The following is an 18156-nucleotide window of genomic DNA, read 5'->3' as shown; positions in this document are numbered from 1 at the left end:
GTCTCCGGCCGGTTCGGGACCCGCGGCCCCCGCCCACGGTTCGGCGGGACCCGCTCCCGAGCCCGAGGGGAGAGGCTGTCCGCCCGGTCTGGAAGACTGGCCCCATGAGCGATTCCACCCCTGCGGCACCGGTCGTCCTCGACGCCTGGTTCGATCTCCAGTGCCCGGACTGCCACCGAGCCCTCAGCGACGTACACGCCCTGCGCGCCCGGTACGGCGACCGCGTCGAGATCCGGCTCCGGCACTTCCCGCTGGAGAAGAACAAGCACGCGTACGCCGCGGCACAGGCCGCCGAGGAGGCCGCCGCCCAGGGACAGGACTGGCCGTACGTCGAGGCGCTGCTCGCGAGGACCGCCGACCTCGGCCGGACCGGTGAGCCGGTGCTGCTCGATACCGCCCGCGAACTGGGCCTGGACGCCGAGGAGTTCGACACCGCGCTCATCGACGGCCGCCATCTGCTGATCGTCGACGCCGACCAGGCCGAGGGCAGGGCGATCGGGGTCACCGGCACACCGACCTATGTGGTCGGAGGCGAGCGGCTGGACGGCGGCAAGAGCCAGGAAGGGCTGCGCGAGCGGATCGAGGAGATCGTCGACCGGCTCCTGGCCGCACCGGGGGCCTGACCTCCGGTCGCCGCTCCCCCACCGGCCCACGGCGTTTCCCGGCCCCACCGGCCTCACGGCGTCCCCGGCCTACAGCGCTTTGGCCAGGCTGTACCGCGTCGTCGCATAGCCGAGGGACTCGTACAGCCGCAGCGCCGGGGTGTTGGCGGCGAAGACGTGGAGGCCCAGGCGGTCGAGGCCCCAGGCGCGGGTGACGTCCTCGGCGACGAGCATCAGGGCCCGCCCGTAGCCACGGCCCCGGTACGCCTCGCGCACCTCGACGTCGAAGACGTACCCGGCGATCCCGCCCGGCGGCAGGTCGCGCCGGGCGACCCAGACGTGGCCGACCACCTCGCCCTCGAACACCAGGACCTGGAAGCGCACGCCCTCGGTGGCCAGGCCGTCCGGGAGGTTCCCGGCGTGGTCGGCCTCGGACTTGATCCGGGCCTGCTCGGGCGGCACGCCCCGGGCGACCCACTCCCGCGCGTACGACTCCACCGCGTCGCGCAGCCAGCCGGCGTACTCCTCCCCGCTCATCGGGCGCGAGGTGAGGCCGTCCGGCAGCGGGGCGGTGTCCGGGCCCAGGGTCTTGAGCATGTTGCGGCCGCGCTCGGTGTAGCCCAGCGCCGCCGCCAGCCGCCGCGCGGGCTCGTTCCCGGCCGGGACCTCCGCCCGCACCTGGGTGCACCCCCAGCCCCGCAGCACCTCTTCGGCGGCGAGCGCGGCGATGACGCCCCGGCCGCGTCTGCGCCGGGGCTCGTCGACGATCAGGGAGCGCACCACTCCGGCCGTCGCGCCGAACGCGTCGTCGGTGCTGATCGATACGGCGCCGACGGGCCGCCCGTTGTCGCACACGTCGTAGCTGCGCGCCCGTGCGCCGTCAGCGCCTTGCCGGAGCGGCCCGGACGGCCGGAGTGTCGTCGTCATCAAGGGTTTGTATCCCCTGGGACGACGGACGTCACGCGCTTTTTCGGCCCGGCCCGTTCCTGACGGGAGGAACTACGGGTCCAGGTCGTTCCCGGCCCGCTCGTCGAAGACGCGCATGGCCTTCGCCGTCACCGGCCCGGGCTCGGGGCCCAGCTCCCGGTCGTCGACCCGGTGGACGGCCTGGACGTCGCGGAGCGTGGAGGTGAGGAACACCTCGTCGGCCTCGGCGAGCACCTCCATCGGCAGGTCGGTCTCCTCCGCGCCGGTCCACTCCACGGCCAGCGCCCGGGTGATCCCCGCGAGGCACCCGGAGGCGACCGGCGGGGTGTGGATGCGGCCGTCCAGCACGACGAACACATTGGACCCGGTCCCCTCGCAGAGCCGGCCGGCCGTGTTCGGGAACAGCGCCTCGGACGCGCCCCGCTCCCGGGCCCTGGCCAGGGCGACGACGTTCTCGGCGTACGAGGTGGTCTTGAGCCCGGTGAGCGCGCCGCGTTCGTTGCGGGTCCAGGGGACCGTGATCACCGCCGTGGTGTCCGGGCGGCGGCTCACCCCGTCGAGCGCGACGACGAGGCTGGGCCCGGCGGTCCCCCGGTCCGAGCCGAGCGGGGAGAGCCCGCCGGTGTAGGTGATCCGCAGCCGCCCCAGCGGTACGGGGTTGGCGTCGACGACCGCCGCGGTGGCCCGCCGGACCTCGTCCAGGTCCGGGTCGGGCAGCCCGAGGCCGCGTGCGGACCGGGTGAGGCGGTCGAGGTGGCGGGTGAGGGCGAAGGGCCGGCCCTCGCTGGTGCGGACCGTCTCGAAGATGCCGTCGCCCACGGTCAGCCCGTGGTCGAGCACCGACAGCCGGGCGTCCTCGGCATCCCGCAGCCCGCCGTTGACCCAGATCCTCATGACGCGGTCCTTCCTGTCTCACCATCGATCGCGCCCGACGCTACAGCGAGCAGCCGGGACGCCTTGAGCTCGGTCTCGTCCCATTCGCGCTCCGGGTCGGAGCCCCAGGTGATGCCGGCTCCGGTCCCGAAGCGCAGGAGCGGCACGGTGCCGGTCCGGTCGATCCAGAACGTCCGTATGCCCACCGCCAGGGAGGCCGTGGACCGGTCGGCGTCGACCCAGCCGACCGCGCCGCAGTAGGGCCCGCGCGGGGACCGCTCCAGCTCCTCGATGATCCGCAGCGCGCTGGACTTCGGCGCTCCGGTGACGGAGCCGGGCGGGAACGCCGCCGCGAGCAGCTCCGGCCACCCCGCCCCCTCGGCCAGCTCGCCCCGCACGGTGGACACGAGGTGCACCAGGCCCGGGTGCTTCTCCACCACGCACAGGTCGGGGACGCTGACGCTGCCGGTGGCGCAGACGCGGCCCAGGTCGTTGCGGACCAGGTCGACGATCATGACGTTCTCCGCGTGATCCTTCTCCAGCAGATCGCCCTCCGTGCGCCCGGTCCCCTTGATCGGCCCGGATTCGACGGTCCGCCCGTCGCGGCGGAGGAAGAGCTCGGGGGACGCGGTAGCGACCTCGACGCCGTGACCGGGCAGCCGAATCGTTCCTGCGTACGGAGCCGGGTTGCCGCGCGCGAGCAGGGCGGTCAGGGCGTCGACGTCGGCCCGGCCGGGGTCGGGCAGGGGCGCGGAGAGGACCCGGCAGAGGTTGGCCTGATAGACCTCCCCGGCCGCGATGTATTCACGGATCCGCCGCACCCCCGCCGTGTAGGCGTCACGGTCCAGCGAGGTCGTCCACCGGTCGGCGGCGGGCCCGCGCCAGGCTCCGGGCACGGGGGCGGGCACCTGTTCGCGGCGCACGGAGGAGAAGCGGGCGCAGACCGTACGACCCTCGAAATCGGCACAGACGACCCAGAAACCGGACGAGTCGAGGGCCGCGGGATCGTGGGTCACGTCCTGGAGTCCGGAGGCGACGAGGCCGCCGAAGCGGGCCATGGGAGCGAGGGGGAACACGCTGGTGAGTCTAGGACGGCCCGCGATGACCTGCGCCGGGCGGCGGCGTGACCTGCGCCGGGGTGGCTCCGCGACCCGTGCCGGGGCGAAGGTACGGCGGCAAGCTGCGCAAACGCGTTTTTGTACTGGCCCGGGAATCCGCTAGAGTTCAACACGTCGCCGGGACGCGCAAGCGGGCCGGGAAAGACAAGCGGACGTAGCTCAGTTGGTAGAGCGCAACCTTGCCAAGGTTGAGGTCGCCAGTTCGAACCTGGTCGTCCGCTCGCAGAAGACGGGGGATCTTCCCGATTTCCCGTCCCTGGTGGAGTGGCCGAGAGGCGAGGCAACGGCCTGCAAAGCCGTCTACACGGGTTCAAATCCCGTCTCCACCTCCAAGGACGATTAGCTCAGCGGGAGAGCGCTTCCCTGACACGGAAGAGGTCACTGGTTCAATCCCAGTATCGTCCACTGATCCGCAAGGATCATCGGTCCGCAAGGATCCCCGCGCGATTAGCTCAGCGGGAGAGCGCTTCCCTGACACGGAAGAGGTCACTGGTTCAATCCCAGTATCGCGCACGCAGCACAAGCACGGTGTCACGCAGTGCACGCAGGGCCACCCTGCGCGATTAGCTCAGCGGGAGAGCGCTTCCCTGACACGGAAGAGGTCACTGGTTCAATCCCAGTATCGCGCACCACCGAGAACCCCCGGTCGTTCCGACGACCGGGGGTTCTTTCGTCGTACCGGTGGCGGTCAGGACGAGAAGAGCATCCGGCCGAAGCCCTTCTGGCGACGGTGGCCGTAGTGCCCGCCGTACGCACCACCACCGTGCTGAGGGGCTCCCCAGGCGGGCGCGTGGGCGGGCGGGGCCGATGCCGGGTACCCCTGCTGCTGCGGGGCGGGCGGCGGGGGCGGGGCCTGCTGGGCCCACTGCGACTCCAGCCGGGTCAGCGACTCCAGCTCGCCGTAGTCGAGGAATATCCCCCGGCAGCCGCTGCACTGCTCGATCTGGACGCCGTTGCGGTTGTACGTGTGCATCTGCGCGTGACACTTCGGACACTGCATCTTCGGCTCGACCCCTCACCCTCGTCGTGCCGCCGCCGGAATGTCTGCCCGGCCGCGGTCGGTTCAGCCTACGACGCGGGCCCGGCCGTCAACTCGGGTGGGAATGTAGCGATTCGGGCACAGGACTCGATCATCGACTGCTCCATCTCGTCCGGCTCCCGTCCCTCGGCGGCGCATTTGACCAGGGCGACGGCCGCCGTCTGGACGGTCAGCGCGCGGGCGGGGACGTCCAGTTGGGGCCAGGGATCCCCTTCGGCGGGCACGGCGGGCCCCTTGGCGTTCCGGTAGGCGTCCAGGAACAGCATCCAGTCCTCGGGGGGCAGCACCCCGGCCGCGTACCAGGCGGCGGGCCGGGCGAGGTCCCAAGCGGGGTCCCCCCGCCCCGCGTCGTCCACGTCGATGAGCAACCAGGGCCCGTCCGGGGCGGGATGGCGCACCAGCTGCCCCAGGTGCAGATCGCCGTGGCACAGGAAGCCGGCCCGCGCGGTGGGCGGCGCGGCCTCGCCCCGGGCCCAGGCCGGCAGGGCGCGCCAGGCCGCCTGTACGGGGAGGACGTCGCCGTCGCCGGGGAGGGCGGCGCACATCCGGGCGACCGCCCGGGCCGCCTTGGCCGGGCCGCGCATCGGCGGGAGCGGGGAAGGGGGCACGGCCCGGTGGAGGCGGGCGAGCAGGACGGCCGCTGCCGCCCAGGGGGCCGCGTCGGGGTCGGCGGGGTCGACGGGGTCGCCGTACGGCCAGAGGGTGATGGGGCGGGTGGTGGTCCCGAGGGCGTCCGAAGCGCCCCGAGCGTCCGGCGTACGCAGCGGTGGCAGCAGGATGCCCGTCAGCTGCGGGGCCGCCGCCAGGGCCAGGCGGGCCGCCAGCGCCTCGCGGTCGGCGTCGGCGGCGTGGGCCTTGGCCACGACCGGGCCGCTGCGGACCACGGTGCCGTCCGGCCGGTCCGCCAGGACCCGGGGCGGCTCGCAGGCGCAGGGGGCCTCCGGCGGGTGGGCGAGGCCGTGCGCGCGGACGCCCAGCTCGTGGGCGACTGAGCTGGTACGCAACGGCTCCCCCGGCGGCGTTCGGTCCCGGCGACTGCCACCGGTCGCCGTCGAGCGTACGCGGGGGCGGCGGGTCGGAGGGCCGCGACGCCGGACGGGGCTGGTGGGGTCCGGCGGATCAGGGCCGGGCCACGACGGCCGGCGGGGCCGCGCCCTGCGGTGCTGACACGGGGCCGGGGGCCTCGCCGGGCTCGTACCGGATCGTCCGGCGAGGCCGACCGGCCCGGCCGCCGGAGCGTACGGGCCCGAACAGCGCGATGCCCGGTCAGCTCCCCAGCTGACCGGACAAACGCTGCCGCCCGCCGTACCCCCGTCCCCACGGGGCTGTTGGCCGGATACCTGGGCCCGGACCGCTCTTCCGGACCCTGGGCGCGCTCAGCGCCCCAGCATCACCGCCACGGACGACGCATGTGTGACCACTGCTTCCCAGCCGCCGAAGACGACCACCAGCAGGGCCGCCAGGGGAAGGACCATGGCCGTCGCCACCAAGGGGTGACGCGTGCCGGACGGGCGTGCGCCGAACGAGGCGTAAACCCTGCGTCCCTGCGTGCGGATCATCGTCCGCGTTGCCGTGTCCGACATGGTTCCTCTCCTGACCTGATGAGTGGGGCGGCGGGCGTGGACCTCGGGGGACGAGTGCTGCGCCCGCCGCTTGATCTCAACATTAGGTAACCGGCGCGCACGGGGCGTCATGCCCGCGTACCGAGTACCGGGCCTCCCGGAGGATGAGCCACCGGTGGTCGGCGTACTCCCCTGGGTGGAGACGGTCCACGGAGCCTGGGGGTCATCCCGGAGGGGTCACGGTGGGGACACCCTCCCCCGGAAGGACGTGCCCGGGTGACTTCACTCACTTCCCGAGCCTCGCGCAGGGCGGTGTGCTCCCCTCCGGGGCCGCCTCCGGGGGCCGCCGCCGCGTACGTCCGGGTGGTGTCCCCGCTGCCCGCGACCGGCTCGTTCCGGTCATCCCGCCGTGATCCAACCTCCCTTCTGTGACGGCCTTTTGTCCTTCTCCGCGGGCCGAAGCGTCGGGATCCGCCGCACTCTGACACCGCCTCATTCCGGCCGTCCGGCACGGGCAATCGAATCCCCGGCGAGGGCGCGGCCTCTGAGCGCGCCGGGCGCGGGGTACGTAAGCTGTGCCTCGTCAGGCGGACCAGGCAGCGGGGATGGGCAGACGATGGCGATGATGCGGCTCCGGCGCGAGGACCCGCGTCTCGTCGGCTCGTTCCGGCTGCACCGGCGTCTCGGCGCGGGCGGCATGGGCGTGGTCTACCTCGGCTCGGACCGGCGCGGTCAGCGGGTGGCGCTCAAGGTGATCCGGCCGGATCTGGCGGAGGACCAGGAGTTCCGTTCGCGGTTCGCACGCGAGGTGTCCGCCGCGCGGCGGATCCGGGGCGGCTGCACGGCCCGGCTGGTCGCCGCCGACCTGGAGGCGGACCGCCCGTGGTTCGCGACGCAGTACGTCCCCGGCCCCTCCCTGCACGACAAGGTCGCCGAGGAGGGCCCCCTGGCCGCCGTCGACGTGGCCTCGATCGGGGCGGCGCTCTCCGAGGGCCTGGTCGCGGTGCACGAGGCGGGGGTGGTCCACCGCGATCTGAAGCCGTCGAACATCCTCCTCTCCCCCAAGGGCCCCCGCATCATCGACTTCGGCATCGCCTGGGCGACCGGGGCCAGCACGCTGACTCACGTCGGTACGGCGGTGGGGTCGCCCGGCTTCCTCGCTCCCGAGCAGGTCCGGGGCGCGGCGGTGACACCCGCGACGGACGTCTTCTCGCTCGGCGCGACCCTCGCGTACGCGGCCATGGCCGACTCCCCCTTCGGGCACGGCAGTTCCGAGGTGATGCTCTACCGCGTGGTGCACGAGGAGGCGCAACTGCACGGCGTGCACGACGCGCTGGCCCCGCTGATCCGCGCCTGTCTGGCGAAGGACCCGGAGGAGCGGCCGAGCACCCTCCAACTGTCCATGCGGCTCAAGGAGATCGCGGCGCGCGAGGCGCAGGGCCTGCACGAGGGCCGGCCGCCCGCCCAGCGCTCGGCCCAGGAGGCGGACCGGGCGACCGGGCGGCTCGACGGCCCGTACACCGAGCAGCACACCCGCCGCACGGAGGGCCCTACCTCGGCGGCCCGCCCGCAGCAGGGGCGGCGTCCCGCACCCTCGCGTTCGGGCGCGCCGCGCACCGGGGGGTCCCGCCCGCAGCGGCCGCAGCGCAGCACCACGGGGTCCGGGAAGCGGCCGGGCGCGACGAACGGGACGAACGGCAGGCCGGGGACCCGCTCCGGGAGCCGGACGACCTCGGCGGGACGGCGGCCGGCCAATCCGCGGCTGCTGCGCCAGCGGCTGGTGGTGTTCGTGGTGGTGACGCTGCTGGTGGCGCTCGGGATCGCGGCGGCGCAGGGTTGCCAGGGGCCAGCGCGCGGGCTGGGCGGGAGCGAGGAGCCGGGGCGGGGGCCGCAGGTGCAGGTGCAGGTGCAGGCAGACGCCGTGTCCGGGCCCGGCGGTGCGTCTGCGGGCGGTGCTGCGGGGCGGCGGGACTGACCGCCTTGCCGGACTGATCGCCCTGTCGGACTGGCTGCCTTGCCGGACTGACGCCCGGTTGGACTGGCTGCCCTTGTGGGGCTGACGTCCGGTAGGACTGGCCGCCCTGTCGGACTCGCTGCCCTTGTGGGACTGACGGCCGGTAGGACTGACCCTCCGGCCGGACCGACGCCCGGCTGCGTGGTCCGGGCTCAGTTCTCCGGGCGGCCCGTCGCCACCGCGTAGAAGGCGACCGCGGCCGCCGCGCCGACGTTCAGTGAGTCGACGCCGTGCGCCATCGGGATGCGGACCCACTCGTCGGCGGCCATCAGCGCCTTCGTGGAGAGCCCCTCGCCCTCCGCGCCCAGCATCAGCGCGACCCGCTCCAGCCGGTGCGGGGCCGCCTCGTCGATGCTGGTGGCCTTGGCGTCCGGGGTGAGGGCGAGAAGCCGGAAGCCCGCTTCCCGTACGGTCTCCAGCGTCTTGGGCCAGGCTTCGAGCCGGGCGTACGGGACGGAGAAGACCGCGCCCATCGAGACCTTCACCGAGCGCCGGTAGAGCGGGTCGGCGCAGTCCGGGGAGAGCAGGACGGCGTCCATGCCGAGGGCGGCCGCGCTGCGGAAGATCGCGCCGATGTTGGTGTGGTCGTTGACCGACTCCATGACCACCACCCGGCGTGCGGTGGTGAGGAGCTCGTCGGAGGTGGGCAGCGGCTTGCGCTGCATGGAGGCGAGCGCCCCCCGGTGGACGTGGTAGCCGGTGACGCGTTCGACGAGCTCGGGGGCGACCGCGTACACGGGGGCCGGGACCTCGTCGATGACGTCGCGCATGACGTCGACCCACTTGGCGGAGAGCAGCATCGAGCGCATCTCGTACCCGGCGTGCCGGGCGCGTCTGATGACCTTCTCGCCCTCCGCGATGAAGAGGCCCTCGGCGGGCTCGCGCCGTCGCCGCAGCTCGACGTCGGTCAGCCCGATGTAGTCGCTCAGGCGCGGGTCGTCGGGGTCGTCGACGGTGATGAGATCTGCCACAGGGTGATACTGCCTTGTCCGGTGTGTGGTGCCAACGCCTGGGATGAGATGCGTAACCGCGGGTTACGTGCGGGGAGGGCCGGGGTCCGCCGTCATTCGGCCGGCGGCTGGTCCTGGCGCGGTGCGGAGTGCGGGCCGACCGCGACGACCTCGCCGACGACGATCACGGCGGGCGGGCGTACGTCCTCCGCGACCGCGCGTTCACCGACGTCCGCGAGGGTCGCGTCGACGCGGCGCTGGGCGGCGGTGGTGCCCTCCTGGACGAGCGCGACCGGGGTGGCCGGGTCCTTGCCGTGGGCGATCAGGGCGGCGGCGATGGCCCCGATCTTGTCGACCGCCATCAGCAGCACGAGGGTGCCGCGCAGTCGGGCGATGGCCTCCCAGTCGACCAGGGAGCGCGGGTCCTCGGGCGCGACATGGCCGCTGACCACGGTGAACTCGTGGGCCACTCCGCGGTGGGTGACCGGGATACCGGCCGCGCCGGGGACGGAGATGGTGCTGGAGATGCCGGGGACGACCGTGCACGGGATGCCCTCGGCGGCCAGGGCCTGGGCCTCCTCCATGCCCCGTCCGAAGACGAACGGGTCGCCGCCCTTGAGCCGGACCACGGCCTTGCCCGCCTTGGCGTGCTCGATGAGCGCCTGGTTGATCGCCTCCTGGGCCATGAACCGCCCGTACGGGATCTTCGCCGCGTCGATCACTTCGACGTGCGGGGGCAGTTCGTCCAGCAGGTCGCGGGGGCCGAGGCGGTCGGCGATGACCACGTCCGCCTCGGCCAGGAGGCGGCGGCCGCGCACCGTGATCAGGTCCGGGTCGCCGGGGCCGCCGCCGACCAGCGCGACGCCGGGGGCGCGGGTGCGGTGGTGCGGGGCGGCGAGGGTGCCGTCGCGCAGGCCCTCGACGATGGCGTCGCGGATGGCGGCGGAGTGCCGGGGGTCGCGGCCCTGGGAGGTGGTGGTGAGGACGGCGACCGTGACGTTCTCGCTGCGGCCGGTGGCCGGGGTCCAGGCGGTCGCGGCCTCGGCGTCGTCGGCCCGTACGCACCAGGTGCGGGTGCGCTCGGCCTCGGCGGAGGCGGCGTCGTTGGCGTCGGTGTCGGAGGAGGCGACCAGGGCGTACCAGGTGTCGGCGAGGTCGCCGTCCTCGTAGCGGCGGCGCTCCCAGCGGATCTCCCCCGCGTCCGCCATCGCCTCGACGGAGGGGGTCGCGGACGGCGAGACGAGCGTGATGACCGCGCCGGTGGCGATGAGCTGCGGCAGGCGGCGCTGGGCGACCTGGCCGCCGCCGACGACGACGACGCGGCGGCCGTGCAGGCGCAGTCCTACGGGGTACGCGGGGTGGTCTGCGCGATCGGTGCGATCCGTGGGACCCGCGTGACCCGTGTGGTCGCCGTGACCTGCGTGGTCGCCGTGACCTGCGTGGTCGGTGTGATCTCCGCGGTCTGCGTGCTCGGCCATGGCGGTGCGGGCTCCTCGTGCGGGGTGCTGCGTAGGGCCGCTGCGGCTGTGGAGCGGCTGTGACGTGCGGAAGTGGGGGTTCCTGGGTGGGGAACACGATACGGGGTGGGTGGGGAACGGGGCCTGGGGCCGGGCCCTGGGCGGGGCCCGGCGGGGTGGGATGCCTGGGGCGGGCCTGTCCCCCACCCTGTCCCTTCCCGGAACCGGGGCCCCGCCCGGACCCCCTTGTCCTCAAGCGCCAGACGGGCTGAGGATTCGGGGCTCCGCCCGGACCCCGCTCCTCGAACGCCGGAGGGGCTGGAGTGGCGGACCCGGAAGGGCTGAAATGGCGCCCCGCCCCGTACTACTTCTCCGTCACTCCCGCCGCGTCGAACGTCGCCACCTCGTGCATCGCCCGCGCCGCGCTCTGCACGATCGGCAGCGCCAGCAGCGCGCCCGTGCCCTCGCCCAGGCGCAGGTCGAGGTCCACCAGCGGGCGCAGGCCCAGCTTGTTGAGGGCGGCCACATGGCCGGGCTCCGCGCTGCGGTGGCCGGCGATGCAGGCGGCGAGCGCCTCGGGGGCGATGGCCCGGGCGACGAGCGCCGCCGCGCCCGCGCTCACGCCGTCCAGGATCACCGGCGTACGCAGGGAGGCTCCGCCGAGGAGGAAGCCCGCCATCGCGGCGTGCTCCAGGCCGCCGACCGCCGCGAGCACGCCGACCGGGTCGGAGGCGTCCGGCTGGTGGAGGTCGAGCGCACGGCGTACGACGTCGACCTTGCGGGCGTGCATCTCGTCGTTGATGCCGGTCCCCCGGCCGGTCACCTCGGAGGCGTCGACCCCTGTGTACACGCAGATCAGCGCGGCCGACGCCGTGGTGTTGGCGATGCCCATCTCTCCGGTGAGGAGCGCCTTGTTTCCCGCCGCCACCAGATCGCGGGCCGTCTCGATGCCGACCTCGATCGCGGCGAGGACCTCGTCGCGGGTGAGGGCCGGGCCGGTGGTGAAGTCCGCGGTGCCCTTGCGCACCTTGCGGGGCAGCAGGCCCGGGGTCGCGGGCAGGTCCGTGGCGACGCCGACGTCGACCACGCACACCTCCGCGCCGACCTGCGCGGCGAACGCGTTGCAGACGGCTCCCCCGCCGAGGAAGTTCGCCACCATCTGGGCGGTGACCTCCTGCGGCCAGGCGGTCACGCCCTGGGCGTGCACCCCGTGGTCGCCGGCGAAGATCGCGACGGCCGCGGGCTCCGGGATCGGCGGCGGGCACATCCGGGAGAGCCCGGACAGCTGCGCGGAGATGATCTCCAGGATGCCGAGCGCCCCGGCGGGCTTCGTCATCCGCTTCTGCCGCTCCCATGCCTCGCCGAGCGCCTTCGCGTCCAGCGGGCGGATGCCGGCGATGGTCTCCTGGAGCAGGTCGTGCGGCTCCTCGCCGGGCAGCGCGCGCCGGCCGTACGTCTCCTCGTGGACGACCCACGAGAGCGGGCGGCGCTTGGACCAGCCGGCCTGGAGCAGTTCGGGCTCCTCGGGGAACTCGTCGACGTAACCGACGCAGAGGTACGCCACCACCTCAAGGTGCTCCGGCAGGCCCAGCGCGCGGACCATCTCGCGCTCGTCGAAGAAGCTGACCCAGCCGACGCCCAGGCCCTCGGCACGGGCGGCCAGCCACAGGTTCTCCACGGCCAGCGCCGAGGAGTAGGGGGCCATCTGCGGCTGGGTGTGGCGGCCGAGGGTGTGCCTGCCGCCCCGGGTGGGGTCGGCGGTGACGACGATGTTGACCGGGGTGTCGAGGATCGCCTCGATCTTCAGTTCCTTGAACTGCTTCGCCCTGCCCTTGGGGAGCGACTTGGCGTACGCCTCCCGCTGGCGCTGGGCCAGTTCGTGCATCGAACGGCGCGTCTCGGCGGACCGGATGACGACGAAGTCCCAGGGCTGGGAGTGGCCGACGCTCGGCGCGGTGTGCGCGGCCTCCAGGACGCGGAGCAGCACCTCGTGCGGGATCGGGTCGCTGCGGAAGCCGTTGCGGATGTCCCGGCGCTCGCGCATGACCCGGAGCACCGCTTCGCGCTCGGCATCGTCGTAGCCGGGCGCGGGCGGGGTGAACGCCTCTGCGGGGGCCGTGTCCGTGACCGCCACGGTGTCCTCGGGGGCCGTCTCGGCGGAGATCGTCTCCGTGGAGACCGCTTCCGTGGAGACCGTTTGTGTGGAGACCGTTTCCGCGAGTGCCGTTTCCTCAGCTGTCGTCTCCGCAGACGCCGCCACCGCGACGGGCTGCTCGACCGGCTGTTCCGTCTTCTGTTCCGTCTGCTGCCCGACCGGCTGTTCCGTCGGCTGCTCTGCCGGCTGTTCGACGTACTGGACGAGCTCCTGCGGCTCCTCCAGCTCCGGGGTCTCGATGACCTCGGGGCCGGTGCCGTCCTCGGCGTCCGTCACGGCTGCGGGGGCCGCCGGCTCGGCGGGAAGCTGTACGGGCTCCGGCTCCACGGGCGCGACCACGGGTTCCGGCTCAACGGTGGCGGCGGGCTCAGGGGCCTCCACGGTTTCCGGGGTCTCGTCGGTCGCCGGGGACTCGATCGCCGAGGAGGGAACCGGGGCCGGGATCTCTTCGGCCGGCTCGACCTGCTGTACGGGGGCCTGGGGCTCCTCCACAGCGGCGTCCACCGGGACGTCAGCGGAAACCGCCGACTCCTCCACGGGGATCTCGGCGGGCAGCTCGGCCGGGGCCGCGGCGAGCGCCTCGGCCGGCTCCTCCTCCGGAACCTGGACCTGGACCTCCGACTCCGCCGGAGCCTCCGGCTGCGCGGCAGTGACGGGCTCGGCGTCGACAGGCTCGTGAACGACCGTTTCTGCCGCGACCGGCTCCGGCTCGACGGCCACCTCCGGCTGGACCGGCTCCTCGGCCCGGACCGGAGCGGCCTCCACCGGAGCGGCGGCCTCCGGAGCGGCGGCCTCCGCCTCCACGACCGCATCGGCCTGGACCGGCTGCTCGGGCTCGGCAGGGGCCTCGGCCTCGGCCACCGCCACAACCTCGGGCTCAGCCTCCACCTCAGCCTGCACCGGCTCCTCAGGCTCAGGCTCACGTTCAGGTTCGGACTCGGGCGCAACCGCCGCCTCCGCCCCCGCCTGCGGGGCGGGCTGCTCGGGCTCGGGCTGCGGTTTTGGCGCGGCACCCCACGGGGACGCGCCCTGCGGCGGGATCTCGCCCAGCTGCGGGCCCGGCAGCAGGGGGGCCTCATCGGCCGGGGCGTCGAAGTACTCGGGTCCGGCCGCGGGCGGGCTCGCGTGGCGGGCGGGAGGCGCGGTCCGGACGGCCCCGGCGGGACCCCGGTCGGCCAGCGAGCGGACCACGCCGCCGCCCTGCGTACCACCGGCGTACGACGGCGCCTCGGCCGAGGCGGGGCCCCGGTGCAGCGGGCGACGGGCGGCGGGCGCGCCGACCGGGGCGGGCGGCTGCGCGGGCGCGGCGGCCGGAGCCGGGATGCGGACCCCGTTGAGGTCGACGAAGCCGGTGTCACGGCCCCCGGACTCATGGGTTCCGTGGGTCACGGTCTGAACGGTCGAAGGGGTCTGAACGGTCGAAGCGGTGTGCGCAGCCGGAACCGCCTGGGCGGCGGGAGCGGCGGAAGGAACGGGAACAGTCGGGGCGGCGGGCGGCTGGGGCTCCTGGCCCTGCGCGGGAACCTGCGGCTGTGTCGCGTACGCGGGCTGCGGCTCGGCCGGAACCTGCTGCGCGGCCTGGACCTGCTGGGGCGCGGGGACCTGGGCCGGGGTCTGCGGCGGGGCCGGGGCGGTCGGGGCCGGGGCCGGGGCGCTCTGCGGGCCCTGGGCCGGGACCGACTGCGGGTCGCTCCAGGCTCCCTGGGACGTCGGCATCAGCAGGAGGTCGTCGTCCTCGGGTGCGTGCTCGGAGGGGTCGAGGAAGGTGTACGCGTCCGGGGCGGGGATGCCCGGCTGCTCCACCATGCCTGCGTTCTCCGGCAGTCCCTCGCCCGGGATCTGGCCGGTGTCAGTCATGCGTACCCCTCGCCCATCGTCAGTGCTCCTTCGGCCCTTCGCCCGGGACGCCGAACCACGGCACGCCGGTGCTCGTCATGAAGAACGAGCGGGCTCGCCGCGCGGCACGAAACGCCCGCGGACCTTCTCATTCTCGCGGCCGTTCGCCGCCGCGGCAGGCAGTTCTGCCACGGCTCGCTGTGGACTGCGCCACGTTGCGCGTCCCCCGGGTGGTGCCGTACCACAGTGCGGACCAAAACAGTCCACTTTTCCGGACATTGACGAACGAAACGACGAACGTCCGGGCGCGGTACAACAATCGGCCAGCCTACCTCCCGTACCGGGCGGAAAGGTCAGGGGGCGAGGTTCGAACGCCGGGCGGAGAGAAGGAACACGACGGACCGTTCACGCTCGGTCCACACCTCCGTGTCCAGGTCGACGGACTGGAGCAGCGAGCACTCGACGGTGTAGCCGTTGCCGGTGAGCGCCGCGCCGATGGCCTCGGCCTCGTCCCGGGTGGAGGCGTGCGTGACGATGCGTTCCGGGCGGCGGTCCACGATCGCCCTGACCACCGGGACGCCGCCGCCCCCGACCCGTACGACATCGGGTTCGGGGAGCCGTTCCAGCACGTGCGGGGCCCGGCCGCAGACGATCTGGAGCGGTACGCCGAAGGCGCGGGCGGCCGCGTCCGTACGGGAGCAGGCTCCGGGGTCGGCGTCCACCGCCAGGACGGCCGCGCCGAAGCGCGCCGCCTCCACGGCCAGGGCTCCGCTGCCGCAGCCGATGTCCCAGACGAGGTCGCCGGTGCGGGGGCCGAGGCGGGCGAGCTGGGCGGCGCGCAGGTTCGGGGACTCCCCCTCGCCGGACTCCTGCATGCGTTCCGCGCCCGCCTCCCGGTAGGCGGCGGCGGGCAGGGCCCAGCCCCGGACGCCCTGGGGGTAGGCGGGCTCACGGCCGGCGATCCACGCGCCGGTGGCGGTGGTCTCGGGGCCGCCGCCGATGACGATGACGACGTTGGGGTCGCGCCAGGTGTGGTCGGCGACCTTGTCGGAGGTGAGGACGGTGACGCGTTCGCGGTCGGCGCCGAGCTCCTCGCAGATCACGAAGGTGCGGTGGACGCCTTCGAGGAGGAGGGCCAGTTCGGCGGGGCCCGCGCCGGGCGAGGTGAGGACGGCGACCTTGTGGTGGGCCCGGCAGACGTTGACGGCGCGGCGCAGGGTGCGGGGGTGGGCGACGACGATCTGGGCGTCGTCCCAGGGCATCCCGGCCCGGGCGAAGGCGGAGGCCACGGCGGAGACGGCGGGGACGACCTCGACCTCGAGGCCGTGCTCGGGGGCGCGCAGGGTGCGGACGACGCCGAAGAAGCCGGGGTCGCCGTCCGCGAGGACGACGGGGCTGCCGCGGTGGCCGGCGATGCGGCGGGCGGCCAGGTCGACGCTGCCGAGGCGGATGCGCTCGGCGTCGCGCGGTATCTCGGGCAGGGCGAGGTGGTGTGCGGCGCCCGCGACGAGCGTGGCGGCCGAGAGGGCGGCCGTGGCCGTTCTGGTCAGTGGCGAGCCGTCCCAGCCGATCACCGTGACCCGGTCGGCCATCGTCGTCTGTCTCCTGGGGTCTCGGAGGGGTGGGGCTTCGCCCGTGCGGTGCCGGGCAGGGGTGAGAGTACCTGGTCCGGACCGGAGGCCGACCGGAGGCCGGGGGTCGGCCGTGGTCGGGCCCGCAGGGCGGTCGGGTACGGGCCTCGCGCGGGCGGCGGAACGTTCCTGGGCGGGTCCGTGCGGGGTCAGTTCCAGTCGTTGTACGTGCCGTAGCCGCCGGCGTCGGCCAGTTGCTCGGCGACGCCTTCGAGGTCCTCGGGCAGCAGCCCCCAGACGATCAGGTCGGTGCGGATGTCGGTCCAGCCGCCGTCGGTGCCGTTCTCGGTGCGGGTCCGGGCGATCCGGGCGTTGCGCAGGACGCCCTCACTGATGCAGCCCAGCTTCTGCGCGACCTGCTGGGAGGCGGTGTTGTCGGCGGGGGTGCGCAGCTCCAGGCGTTCGAACCCCTGGTCGCGGAAGAGCCATTCGGCGACCGCCAGCACGGACTCGGTGGCGTAACCCTCGCCGCGGGCCCAGGGGGCGGTGATGTAGCGCACCTCGGTGGCCAGGGTGCGCCAGTCGGTGTTGAGGAGGCGGACGGCGCCGACGAGCCGCTGGGTGAGGAACTCGGTGACGGCGAGGGCGATGCCGTGGCCCGAGGTGCGTTCCCCGGGGGCGATCCTGCGGACCCAGCGTTCGGCGTCGACCTGGGTGTACGGGTGCGGCCCGTCCGTCCAGGCGATGACCGCCTCGTCGTTCATCATCTCGATGTACGCGGGGATGTCGGCCATGTCGAAGGGGCGCATCACCAACCTGTCCGTGCTGATGGAGACGGACGGAAAGGTGCTAGTCATGCGCAGCTCCATGCAGAAGACCGGGTAAAAGCGAAGACCGGGTAAAAGCACAGCATGCAGCATCGGGTCCGCGTCGCGCATGGGTGGGTCCGCACGACGGAGCCCCGCGCCTTCACGGGGAAGGTGCGGGGCTCCGTCGATCAAGTCCCTTCCGGAGGTCAGGACTTGGCGGGCTCAAGGACCAGGCGCTGCCCGGCGGATCAGGACCGGGGTCACGCCGCCGGTCAAGATCCGCCGGACACGCCCGCCGGACACGCCCTAGGCCGGGGCGCCGAAGGAGGCGACGATCGAGCCCTGGTAGGTGTCCTCGATGAACTTCTTGACCTCGTCGGAGTTGAGGAGCTTCGCGAGCTTCTCGACGCGCGGGTCCTTCTCGTTGCCGTCCTTGACCGCCAGGAAGTTGGCGTACGGGTTGCCCTCGGCCTTCTCCAGGGCGAGGGAGTCCTTGGCCGGGGAGAGCTTGGCCTCCAGGGCGTAGTTGCCGTTGATGACGGCGGCGTCCACGTCGTTCAGGGCGCGGGGCACGGTGGCGGCCTCCAGCTCCTTGAACTCCAGGCCCTTCTTGTCGCTGATGTCGCTCAGCTTGGCGGCGCTGCCGACGCCGTCCTTGAGCGTGATCAGGCCGTTCTCGGCGAGCAGCTGGAGGGCGCGGCCGCCGTTGGTGGTGTCGTTGGGGATGGCTATGGTCTGGCCCGACTTGATGTCCTTGAGGTCCTTGAGCTTCTTGGAGTAGAGGCCCAGGGGCTCCAGGTGCACATTGACGACCGGGACGATGGTGGTCTTGTTCTTCTCGTTGAAGTCGTCCAGGTAGGGCTTGTGCTGGAAGAAGTTGGCGTCGACCTGGCCGGACTGGGTGGCGGTGTTCGGCAGGACGTAGTCCGTGAACTCCTTGACCTCCAGCTTCAGGCCCTCCTTCTCCGCCAGGTTCTTCTTGACGAAGTTCAGGATGTCGGCGTGCGGCGTCGGGGACGCGGCGACGACGAGGGCCTTGGAGGTGTCGGCCTTCGCCCCGCCCTCGCTCTTGGAGGAGGCCGGGTCGGAGTCCGTACCGCAGGCGCTGAGGCCCAGGGCGAGGGCGGCGGCGGAAGCGACAGCTGCGGTGATCTTGATGTTCCTACGCACGAAAAGTGCCTCTTTCTTGTGGTGGTGGTGCGCCCGGACAAGGAGTTCGGGCTCGGTGGGGACGGGAAGGTTC

Annotated in this window: 14 protein-coding genes and 5 tRNA genes; 7 read left to right on the top strand and 12 right to left on the bottom strand. The window is 73.6% G+C overall.

Features of this window, described 5'->3' with window-relative positions; genetic code table 11:
- The first annotated feature begins 104 nt into the window (after positions 1-104).
- The gene (locus ACLJPL_RS26805; RefSeq protein WP_411083507.1) at positions 105-623 is read left to right on the top strand and encodes a DsbA family protein; all 519 of its coding nucleotides are present in this window, start codon (positions 105-107) and stop codon (positions 621-623) included.
- 69 nt (positions 624-692) lie between these two features.
- On the opposite strand, the gene ACLJPL_RS26800 is transcribed toward ACLJPL_RS26805, so the two are convergent.
- The 3 genes from ACLJPL_RS26800 to ACLJPL_RS26790 all read right to left on the bottom strand — a co-directional run bounded on the left by ACLJPL_RS26800 (position 693) and on the right by ACLJPL_RS26790 (position 3460).
- Entirely contained in the window at positions 693-1529 is an 837-nt protein-coding gene (locus ACLJPL_RS26800) for a GNAT family N-acetyltransferase (RefSeq protein ID WP_411083506.1), read from the bottom strand.
- A 72-nt stretch (positions 1530-1601) separates the two neighbouring features.
- On the bottom strand, positions 1602-2423 hold the full coding sequence (locus ACLJPL_RS26795; protein WP_411083505.1) for an aminotransferase class IV: 822 nt from the start codon (positions 2421-2423) through the stop codon (positions 1602-1604).
- Positions 2420-3460: a chorismate-binding protein gene (locus tag ACLJPL_RS26790; protein ID WP_411083633.1), complete on the bottom strand. Its 1041-nt coding sequence runs from the start codon at positions 3458-3460 to the stop codon at positions 2420-2422. Before ACLJPL_RS26790 ends, ACLJPL_RS26795 begins: the two co-directional genes overlap by 4 nt.
- Before the next feature lie 208 nt (positions 3461-3668).
- Between ACLJPL_RS26790 and ACLJPL_RS26785 the strand changes: the two genes are divergently transcribed.
- From ACLJPL_RS26785 to ACLJPL_RS26765, 5 genes are all read left to right on the top strand, one after another.
- Positions 3669-3741, top strand: a tRNA-Gly gene (locus ACLJPL_RS26785).
- 37 nt (positions 3742-3778) lie between these two features.
- A tRNA-Cys gene (locus tag ACLJPL_RS26780) sits at positions 3779-3852 on the top strand.
- Between the two features lies 1 nt (position 3853).
- A tRNA-Val gene (locus ACLJPL_RS26775) sits at positions 3854-3925 on the top strand.
- Positions 3926-3961: 36 nt separating this feature from the next.
- Positions 3962-4033: transfer RNA gene (locus ACLJPL_RS26770), tRNA-Val, on the top strand.
- A 44-nt stretch (positions 4034-4077) separates the two neighbouring features.
- A tRNA-Val gene (locus ACLJPL_RS26765) sits at positions 4078-4152 on the top strand.
- 56 nt (positions 4153-4208) lie between these two features.
- On the opposite strand, the gene ACLJPL_RS26760 is transcribed toward ACLJPL_RS26765, so the two are convergent.
- The 3 genes from ACLJPL_RS26760 to ACLJPL_RS26750 form a co-directional block, all read right to left on the bottom strand.
- Positions 4209-4520 (bottom strand): zf-TFIIB domain-containing protein, encoded by a 312-nt coding sequence (locus tag ACLJPL_RS26760; protein WP_411083504.1) that lies wholly within the window; start codon positions 4518-4520, stop codon positions 4209-4211.
- Positions 4521-4588: 68 nt separating this feature from the next.
- Positions 4589-5563: a phosphotransferase family protein gene (locus ACLJPL_RS26755; RefSeq protein WP_411083503.1), complete on the bottom strand. Its 975-nt coding sequence runs from the start codon at positions 5561-5563 to the stop codon at positions 4589-4591.
- A 372-nt stretch (positions 5564-5935) separates the two neighbouring features.
- Positions 5936-6142: a hypothetical protein gene (locus tag ACLJPL_RS26750; protein WP_411083502.1), complete on the bottom strand. Its 207-nt coding sequence runs from the start codon at positions 6140-6142 to the stop codon at positions 5936-5938.
- 595 nt (positions 6143-6737) lie between these two features.
- Between ACLJPL_RS26750 and ACLJPL_RS26745 the strand changes: the two genes are divergently transcribed.
- Positions 6738-8096 carry a protein kinase domain-containing protein gene (locus tag ACLJPL_RS26745; RefSeq protein WP_411083501.1) on the top strand — a complete coding sequence of 453 codons (1359 nt, stop codon included), beginning with the start codon at positions 6738-6740 and terminating at the stop codon, positions 8094-8096.
- Between the two features lie 191 nt (positions 8097-8287).
- Here the strand turns inward: ACLJPL_RS26745 and ACLJPL_RS26740 are convergent, their stop codons facing one another.
- From ACLJPL_RS26740 to ACLJPL_RS26715, 6 genes are all read right to left on the bottom strand, one after another.
- Entirely contained in the window at positions 8288-9106 is an 819-nt protein-coding gene (locus ACLJPL_RS26740) for a TrmH family RNA methyltransferase (RefSeq protein WP_411083500.1), read from the bottom strand.
- A gap of 92 nt (positions 9107-9198) precedes the next feature.
- The gene (gene cobA, locus ACLJPL_RS26735) at positions 9199-10563 is read right to left on the bottom strand and encodes a uroporphyrinogen-III C-methyltransferase (protein ID WP_411083499.1); all 1365 of its coding nucleotides are present in this window, start codon (positions 10561-10563) and stop codon (positions 9199-9201) included.
- A 343-nt stretch (positions 10564-10906) separates the two neighbouring features.
- Positions 10907-14554: a nicotinate-nucleotide--dimethylbenzimidazole phosphoribosyltransferase gene (gene cobT / locus ACLJPL_RS26730; RefSeq protein WP_411083498.1), complete on the bottom strand. Its 3648-nt coding sequence runs from the start codon at positions 14552-14554 to the stop codon at positions 10907-10909.
- Positions 14555-14886: 332 nt separating this feature from the next.
- Positions 14887-16125: a precorrin-6y C5,15-methyltransferase (decarboxylating) subunit CbiE gene (gene cbiE, locus ACLJPL_RS26725; RefSeq protein WP_411083497.1), complete on the bottom strand. Its 1239-nt coding sequence runs from the start codon at positions 16123-16125 to the stop codon at positions 14887-14889.
- Positions 16126-16313: 188 nt separating this feature from the next.
- Positions 16314-16961, bottom strand: coding sequence for a GNAT family N-acetyltransferase (locus ACLJPL_RS26720; RefSeq protein WP_411083496.1), 648 nt, complete (start codon positions 16959-16961; stop codon positions 16314-16316).
- 258 nt (positions 16962-17219) lie between these two features.
- Entirely contained in the window at positions 17220-18083 is an 864-nt protein-coding gene (locus tag ACLJPL_RS26715) for a MetQ/NlpA family ABC transporter substrate-binding protein (RefSeq protein WP_411083495.1), read from the bottom strand.
- Positions 18084-18156 lie beyond the last annotated feature (73 nt).

The sequence above is a fragment of the Streptomyces sp. cmx-18-6 genome (genome assembly GCF_046548915.1).
Lineage (GTDB): Bacteria > Actinomycetota > Actinomycetes > Streptomycetales > Streptomycetaceae > Streptomyces.
This window is presented reverse-complemented; position numbering and strand designations above follow the sequence as displayed.

Excerpts from the sequence above, each read along its gene's own strand:
- ACLJPL_RS26790 (WP_411083633.1), bottom strand. The coding sequence starts at position 3,460 with ATGGCCCGCTTCGGCGGCCTCGTCGCCTCCGGACTCCAGGACGTGACC.
- cbiE (WP_411083497.1), bottom strand. The coding sequence starts at position 16,125 with ATGGCCGACCGGGTCACGGTGATCGGCTGGGACGGCTCGCCACTGACC.
- ACLJPL_RS26805 (WP_411083507.1), top strand. The coding sequence starts at position 105 with ATGAGCGATTCCACCCCTGCGGCACCGGTCGTCCTCGACGCCTGGTTC.
- ACLJPL_RS26745 (WP_411083501.1), top strand. The coding sequence starts at position 6,738 with ATGGCGATGATGCGGCTCCGGCGCGAGGACCCGCGTCTCGTCGGCTCG.
- cobT (WP_411083498.1), bottom strand. The coding sequence starts at position 14,554 with ATGACTGACACCGGCCAGATCCCGGGCGAGGGACTGCCGGAGAACGCA.
- ACLJPL_RS26760 (WP_411083504.1), bottom strand. The coding sequence starts at position 4,520 with ATGCAGTGTCCGAAGTGTCACGCGCAGATGCACACGTACAACCGCAAC.
- ACLJPL_RS26720 (WP_411083496.1), bottom strand. The coding sequence starts at position 16,961 with ATGACTAGCACCTTTCCGTCCGTCTCCATCAGCACGGACAGGTTGGTG.
- cobA (WP_411083499.1), bottom strand. The coding sequence starts at position 10,563 with ATGGCCGAGCACGCAGACCGCGGAGATCACACCGACCACGCAGGTCAC.
- ACLJPL_RS26800 (WP_411083506.1), bottom strand. The coding sequence starts at position 1,529 with ATGACGACGACACTCCGGCCGTCCGGGCCGCTCCGGCAAGGCGCTGAC.
- ACLJPL_RS26795 (WP_411083505.1), bottom strand. The coding sequence starts at position 2,423 with ATGAGGATCTGGGTCAACGGCGGGCTGCGGGATGCCGAGGACGCCCGG.
- ACLJPL_RS26750 (WP_411083502.1), bottom strand. The coding sequence starts at position 6,142 with ATGTCGGACACGGCAACGCGGACGATGATCCGCACGCAGGGACGCAGG.